We start from the raw sequence: 7,042 nt of genomic DNA on the forward strand, positions 1-7,042 counted from the left end.
CCATCGTCAGCCTGCCAGCCGTGGCCGCCTGACCAGCCCGACCAAAGCCGGCACGCGGTGGCTCTGCGAAGCTACACCACCAGCAGGGACACGACCCCTGTTACGTGATGGCGCCCGAAGGCACCGACGGTCTGGAAGGCAGTTCCTTTGACCTATGTCAAAGATTGAAGCACGACATCGCGCTGACCGCAATCGTGAAATGATTATCGATCGAAACTGTATTCGCAGGCAATCGCAGCGACAGATCACCGATAAACTGTTGCGAAAACAACAAAAGGACCAGCGCGTTCACACTGATCTACTCCGGCAGCGGTCGGGGGGAGCGCGACGCGCTGGAGCTGCCGGGCCGCTCACGAAGCAGCGATCAAACCTTAGGCAGCCGCAACGCATATGTCCACTCAATTTGACATTGCAGCGCAGCAAAGTGTCATGATGAGTTGACACATACTCTGGAGGACGCCAATCTCCCCCCATCGACGCCGCGGCGATCCGCCAGCGGCGCAGCGGACCGGAGACGTCCGATGCCGGCAGGGCCGAGGGAAGGCAGCGTCAAGACGCTCTACACGCCCGAGCAGCGTCGTCGCCGGGACGCTTCCCGCTGGACGCTGGTCCAGGGCTTGCTCGCCCCCCTTCAGTTCCTCGTCTTCCTCGTCAGCCTCGCGCTCGTGCTGCGCTATCTCGCAACCGGCGCGGGCTATGACGCCGCGAACCTGTCGATCATCCTCAAGACGCTGGTGCTCTACACCATCATGGTGACGGGAGCCCTGTGGGAGCGCGACGTTTTCGGGGTCTATCTCTTCGCGCCTGCCTTCTTCTGGGAGGACGCGGTCAGCTTCGTCGTCATCGCGCTGCACACGGCCTATCTGGTCACCATCGTCACGGGCTGGCTGACGCCGGCCGAGCAGATGCTGATCGCGCTCGCCGCCTACGCGACCTATGTCGTCAACGCCGCGCAGTTCCTGCTGAAGCTGCGCGCGGCCCGCTTGCAGGCCGCGGCCGCCCCCGGCGCGCTCGACGACCGGCTGGAACTGGCATCATGAACGCGCCGCTTCTCGCCACGCCCGTGCCCGCCTCGGGCTGCGCCGCCCCGCCGGTCCTGCGCGAGCGCGGCCAGCGCGAGGTGTTCTGCGGCCTGACCGGGATCATGTGGCTGCACCGCAAGATCCAGGACGCGTTCTTCCTGATCGTCGGCTCGCGCACCTGCGCCCATCTCATGCAGTCGGCCGCCGGCGTGATGATCTTCGCCGAGCCGCGCTTCGCCACCGCCATCATCGAGGAGAAGGACCTCGCCGGCCTCGCCGACGCCAATGCCGAACTCGACGCCGTCGTCGAGCGCCTGCTCGCCCGGCGGCCCGAGATCCGAATGCTCTTCCTCGTCGGCTCCTGCCCCTCCGAGGTCATCAAGCTCGACCTCTCGCGGGCCGCGCTGCGGCTTGGCCAGCGCTTCGCACCGCAGGTGCGGGTGCTGAACTATTCCGGCAGTGGCATCGAGACGACCTTCACTCAAGGCGAGGACGCCTGCCTGACCGCGCTTGTCCCGACCCTGCCGGCCGAACCCGCTGGCGCGGAAGCCTCTCTGCTCGTCGTCGGGGTGCTGGCGGATGCGGTCGAGGACCAGTTCCGCCGGCTCCTCGGCGCGATGGGCATCACAAGCCTCGCCTTCCTGCCGGCCCGTCGTGCCGCGGACATGCCGGCAGTGGGTCCGAACACCCGCTATCTGCTCGTCCAGCCGTTCCTCGGTGAGACGGCCCGCGCCCTTGAGAACCGCGGCGCGACGCGCCTCGCCGCCCCCTTCCCGCTCGGCGCCGAGGGCACCGCCGCCTGGCTGCGCGCCGCTGCCGAAGCATTCGGCGTCGCGGATGCGGTCTTCAACGCCGCCATCGCCGCGCCGCGCGAGCGAGCCGTGAAAGCGCTGCACCATTCGCGCGCCGCCCTGCGCGGCCGGCGCATCTTCTTCTTCCCCGACAGCCAGCTCGAGATCCCGATCGCCCGCTTCCTGGCCCGCGAACTCGAGATGGAGCTGGTCGAGGTCGGCACGCCCTATCTGCACAAGGAGCATCTCGCGGCGGACATCGCTTTGCTGCCGGCCGGCGTCCAGCTCAGCGAGGGCCAGGACGTCGACCGCCAGCTCGACCGCTGCCTAGCGGCGGCGCCCGATATCACCGTCTGCGGGCTCGGCCTCGCCAATCCGCTGGAGGCGAAGGGCCTGACGACCAAATGGGCGATCGAGCTCGTCTTCACCCCGATTCAGGGCTTCGAGCAGGCCGGCGATCTCGCCGAACTGTTCGCACGGCCATTGAACCGGCGCGCGGCGCTGGAGGTGTAGCCATGCAGCTCACCGTCTGGACCTATGAAGGCCCCCCGCATGTCGGCGCGATGCGGATCGCCACCGCGATGACCGACGTGCATTACGTCCTGCACGCCCCGCAGGGCGACACCTATGCTGACCTGCTCTTCACCATGATCGAGCGGCGCGGCCAGCGCCCGCCGGTGACCTACACCACCTTCCAGGCGCGCGATCTCGGTGGCGACACCGCCGATCTGTTCCAGCGCGCCGCGCTCGACGCCTATGAGCGCTTCCGGCCGGCCGCCATGCTCGTCGGCGCCTCCTGCACCGGGGAACTGATCCAGGACGATCCGGCGGGCCTCGCTCGCGCGCTCGGACTGCCGATCCCGGTGATCCCGCTCGAATTGCCCTCCTATCAGCGCAAGGAGAACTGGGGCGCGGCCGAGACCTTCTACCAGCTGGTGCGCGGCCTCGCCGGCCCGCACATGCCCCCACCCGGAAGCGCCCGCCCCGCGCGCAAGCTCGGCGAACCGGCCCGCTGCAACATTCTGGGGCCGACGGCGCTCGGCTTCCGCCATCGCGACGATGTCCGCGCCGTCAAGGAGCTGCTGGCGCGGCTCGGCGTCGGGGTGAACGTCGTCGCGCCCTGGCAGGCCGGCGCCGCCGACATCGCCCGGCTAGGCCAGGCCGACTTCAACGTCGTGCTCTATCCCGAGATCGCGGGGCTCGCCGCCCAATGGCTGAAGCGGGCCTTCGGCCAGCCGACCATCGCCAGCGTGCCGATCGGCGTCGGTGCCACGCGCGACTTCGTCACGGAGGTGGCCCGGCTCGCCGGGGTCGACCCCGCCCCGGTCCTGGCCGACGAGACCTCGCGCCTGCCCTGGTATTCGCGCTCGGTCGATTCGACCTATCTCACCGGCAAGCGCGTCTTCATCTTCGGCGACGCGACCCATGCCGTCGCCGCCGCCCGCATCGCCAGCGAGGAGCTGGGCTTCAGGGTCGTCGGCCTCGGCACCTATTCCCGCGAGCAGGCCCGCGACATGCGCGAGGCCGCCGCCCGGCTCGGGCTCGAGGCTCTGATCACCGACGATTACCTCGAAGTCGAAGCCGCCTGCGCCGAGTTGCAACCCGAGCTCGTGCTCGGCACGCAGATGGAGCGCCACATCGCCAAGCGCCTCGGCATCCCCTGCGCGGTGATCTCGGCGCCGGTCCATGTCCAGGACTTCCCTGCGCGCTACTCGCCGCAGATGGGCTTCGAGGGTGCCAATGTCATCTTCGACTCCTGGGTCCATCCGCTGATGATGGGCCTCGAGGAACACCTGCTCGGCATGTTCCGCGACGATTTCGAGTTCAACGACGGCGCCGGCTCCTCGCATCTCGGCACCCCTGTCATTCCGGGGCTTCGCGAAGCGAAGAACCCGGAACCCACGACCGTGCACGCCGCTGCCAGCGGTCCGGTCGATCGGGCTCACCCCGTCGTGGCTTCCGGGTTCGGCCCTGACGGGCCGCCCCGGAATGACGGCGAGAAAGCCGACAGGCCGATCGTCCTCAGCTGGGCGCCGGACGCCGAACTCGAACTCAAGAAGATCCCGTTCTTCGTGCGCGGCAAGGCGCGGCGCAACACCGAAAAATTCGCAGGCGAACGCGGGATCAGCCCGATCACGGTGGAGACACTCTACGATGCCAAAGCCCATTTCGGCCGCTGATTTCGTCCCCACCCTGCTGGCGATGGTCATGATCGACCGGCGCCGCGCCTTGATGGGCGACGGTGCCATCGCCCCCGACGCCCCGCGCGCGACGGAGCAGGCCTCGGCCCACCGGCCGGGCCCCGCGGAGCGTCAGGCCCGCGAGCGAAGCGGCGAGCATTCCAGCGAGGCCCGGGCATGACCGTCCTGTTCCAGCATCCCGGCCTCAAGGCCGACTACCGCGCCAAGACCCCACCGCCTCCGGGCGAGGACGGCGAAGGCTCGGTCCAGGTCCAGATGGACCAGCTGATGGCCTGCGAGAGCGCCAAGGTCTTCGCCGTCTACGGCAAGGGCGGCATCGGCAAGTCGACGACCTCGTCCAACCTCTCCGTCGCCTTCTCCCGCATGGGCAAGCGCGTGCTGCAGATCGGCTGCGACCCCAAGCACGATTCCACCTTCACCTTGACCAAGAAGCTGATGCCGACGGTCATCGATGTGCTCGAGACGGTGAACTTCCATTCGGAGGAGCTGCGCGTCGAGGATTTCTGCTTCGAGGGCTACAACGGCGTCATGTGCATCGAGGCCGGCGGGCCGCCGGCCGGCACCGGGTGCGGCGGCTATGTCGTCGGCCAGACGGTGAAGCTGCTCAAGGAGCACCATCTGCTCGAGGACACCGACGTGGTGATCTTCGACGTGCTCGGCGACGTCGTCTGCGGCGGTTTCGCGGCGCCCCTCCAGCATGCCGAGCGGGCCGTCATCGTCACCGCCAACGATTTCGACTCGATCTTCGCGATGAACCGCATCGTCGCCGCCATCAAGGCGAAGTCGAAGAACTACGAGGTCCGCGTTGGTGGCGTCATCGCCAACCGCTCCGCCGGCACGGACGAGATCGACCGCTTCAACGCCGCCACGGGCCTGAAGCGCCTCGCCCATTTCCCCGATCTCGACGCCATCCGCCGCTCGCGGCTGAAGAAGGCGACGCTGTTCGAGATGGGCGATGCGCCCGAGGTCCTCGCGGTCCAGCGCGAATACATGAACCTCGCCGAGCAGCTCTGGGCCGGCGGGCCGGCGCTCGACGCCCGCCCGATGAAGGATCGCGAGATCTTCGATTTCCTGGGGTACGAGTGATGGCGGACGCCAATTACATCCAGCGCCGCGGCGAGCTGCAGACCTATTTCGACCGCACCGCGGTCGAGGCCTGGGCCCGGCTGACCACGGATGCGCCCGTCAGCGGCATCCGCGCCACGGTCCGCGCCGGCCGCGAGGCCATGCGCAACAAGCTTCTCGCCTGGCTGCCCGACGACATCCGCGGCGCCCGCATCCTCGACGCCGGCTGCGGCACCGGGGCGCTCGCCGTCGAATGCGCCCTGCGCGGCGCCCATGTCACCGCCATCGACCTCTCGCCCACCCTCGTCGCGCTCGCGCAGGACCGCTGCCCGCGCAAGCTCTGCGGCGGCTCGATCAGCTTCCGCACCGGCGACATGCTCGATCCCGCGCTCGGCCGCTTCGACCATGTCGTCGCGATGGACTCGCTGATCCACTACAAGGCCGCGGACATCGTCGGCGCCCTGTCGCGCCTGGCCGAGCGCACGGCCGGCTCGATGCTGGTCACCCACGCGCCGCGCACGCCGGCGCTGACGCTGATGCACTGGGCCGGCCTCGCCTTCCCCCGGGCGGACCGGGCGCCCGCGATCGAGCCCGTCAGCTCTGGCACCCTCGCGCGGGCCATCGCCGGCGAGCGCAGCCTCTCTCCCTGGCGGATCGGCCGCAGCGAGCGGGTGTCCAGCGCCTTCTACAAATCCCAGGCCCTGGAGCTCGTCGCCCGATGAACCCGGTCTCGGCCGCCTTCGTGAAGGGTCTGACGCGGATCGCTCCGCGCTGGCTACCCTTTGCGGACGCGGCCTCGCCGGAACTGCCGCTGGGCCGGATCCTGCGGCTGTCGCTCTTCCAGATCGCGGTCGGGATGGCCACCGTCCTGCTGGTCGGCACCCTCAACCGGGTGATGATCGTCGAGCTGAACGTCTCCGCGACGCTGGTCGCGGCGATGGTCTGCCTGCCTTTCCTCTTCGCGCCGCTGCGCGCACTCATCGGCCATCGCTCGGACATGCACCGCTCGGTGCTGGGCTGGCGCCGCGTGCCCTATATCTGGTTCGGCTCGCTGCTGCAGTTCGGCGGGCTCGCGATCATGCCCTTCGCGCTGCTCGTTCTCTCGGGAGACGGCGTCGGCCCGGTGCTCTACGGCCAGATCGGCGCCGCGCTCGCCTTCCTGCTCGTGGGAGCCGGCCTCCACACGACGCAGACCGCCGGGCTGGCGCTGGCCACGGACCTCGCCACGCCCGCGACGCGCGCCCGCGTCGTCGCCCTGCTTTATGTCGCCCTGCTCGTCGGCATGGTCGCGAGTGGGCTGGTCTTCGCCTGGCTGCTGGCCGATTTCTCGCCCCTGCGCCTGATCCAAGTGGTGCAGGGTGCCGCCGTCGTCACCATGGTGCTGAACGTCGTCGCGCTCTGGAAACAGGAAGCCCGCAACCCGACCTTGACGCGCTTCGACCGCGAGCGCCCGGCCTTCGCCGCCATGCTGCAGGGCTTCCTCGCGCGGCCGGGCGCGACGCGCTTTCTCGTGGCGGTCGCGCTCGGCACCGCCGCCTTCAACATGCAAGACGTGATCCTCGAGCCCTACGGCGCCCAGGTGCTGAAACTGAGCGTCAGCGGCACGACGATCCTGACCGCCCTTCTCGCCACAGGCTCGCTGGCCGCCTTCGCGCTGGCGGCGCGTGCCCTGAATGCGGGCGTCGATCCGCACCGCCTCGCCGCGCTGGGTCTGGTCTGCGGCCTCGTCGCCTTCCCCTGCGTGATCTTCGCCGGTGCCATCGAGGCGCCGGGCCTGTTCCGCTTCGGCACGGGGCTGATCGGCTTCGGCGGCGGCCTCTTCGCCGTCGGCACCCTGACCATCGCCATGGAGCTCGACGACGGCCCTCAGAGTCCGTCCCGGAACTCATGACGCTCGCGCGATGCGGCGGATAAGAACCATGGCGGCGGCTGCGTAGAGGAAGGCCGTCGCGGAGGCGATGGT

The 7,042-nt window shown here is 69.3% G+C and carries 6 protein-coding genes and 1 pseudogene; all 7 read left to right on the forward strand.

Annotated elements, in window-relative coordinates; all coding sequences use genetic code 11:
• The first annotated feature begins 521 nt into the window (after positions 1 to 521).
• Positions 522 to 1,040: a 2-vinyl bacteriochlorophyllide hydratase gene (gene bchF / locus ACFPN9_RS26340; RefSeq protein WP_066726396.1), complete on the forward strand. Its 519-nt coding sequence runs from the start codon at positions 522 to 524 to the stop codon at positions 1,038 to 1,040.
• Positions 1,037 to 2,326, forward strand: a complete 1,290-nt coding sequence (locus ACFPN9_RS26345; protein ID WP_066726399.1) for a ferredoxin:protochlorophyllide reductase (ATP-dependent) subunit N — start codon at positions 1,037 to 1,039, stop codon at positions 2,324 to 2,326. The genes bchF and ACFPN9_RS26345 overlap by 4 nt, the downstream gene beginning before the upstream one ends.
• 50 nt (positions 2,327 to 2,376) lie before the next feature.
• The gene (bchB, locus tag ACFPN9_RS26350) at positions 2,377 to 3,993 is read left to right on the forward strand and encodes a ferredoxin:protochlorophyllide reductase (ATP-dependent) subunit B (RefSeq protein ID WP_377817914.1); all 1,617 of its coding nucleotides are present in this window, start codon (positions 2,377 to 2,379) and stop codon (positions 3,991 to 3,993) included.
• Positions 3,968 to 4,174, forward strand: coding sequence for a hypothetical protein (locus ACFPN9_RS26355; RefSeq protein ID WP_066726405.1), 207 nt, complete (start codon positions 3,968 to 3,970; stop codon positions 4,172 to 4,174). The genes bchB and ACFPN9_RS26355 overlap by 26 nt, the downstream gene beginning before the upstream one ends.
• A 95-nt stretch (positions 4,175 to 4,269) precedes the next feature.
• Positions 4,270 to 5,100 carry a ferredoxin:protochlorophyllide reductase (ATP-dependent) iron-sulfur ATP-binding protein gene (bchL, locus tag ACFPN9_RS26360; RefSeq protein ID WP_210171827.1) on the forward strand — a complete coding sequence of 277 codons (831 nt, stop codon included), beginning with the start codon at positions 4,270 to 4,272 and terminating at the stop codon, positions 5,098 to 5,100.
• Complete coding sequence (bchM, locus tag ACFPN9_RS26365) at positions 5,100 to 5,801, forward strand: magnesium protoporphyrin IX methyltransferase (protein ID WP_066726411.1); 702 nt, start codon at positions 5,100 to 5,102, stop codon at positions 5,799 to 5,801. The genes bchL and bchM overlap by 1 nt, the downstream gene beginning before the upstream one ends.
• Positions 5,798 to 6,952 (forward strand): annotated as a pseudogene (locus ACFPN9_RS26370) (BCD family MFS transporter); the annotation flags it as partial. The gene bchM and the pseudogene ACFPN9_RS26370, both read left to right, overlap by 4 nt.
• Between the last annotated feature and the right edge of the window lie 90 nt (positions 6,953 to 7,042).

It is taken from the genome of Allobosea massiliensis (assembly GCF_042655245.1).
GTDB lineage: Bacteria > Pseudomonadota > Alphaproteobacteria > Rhizobiales > Beijerinckiaceae > Allobosea > Allobosea massiliensis.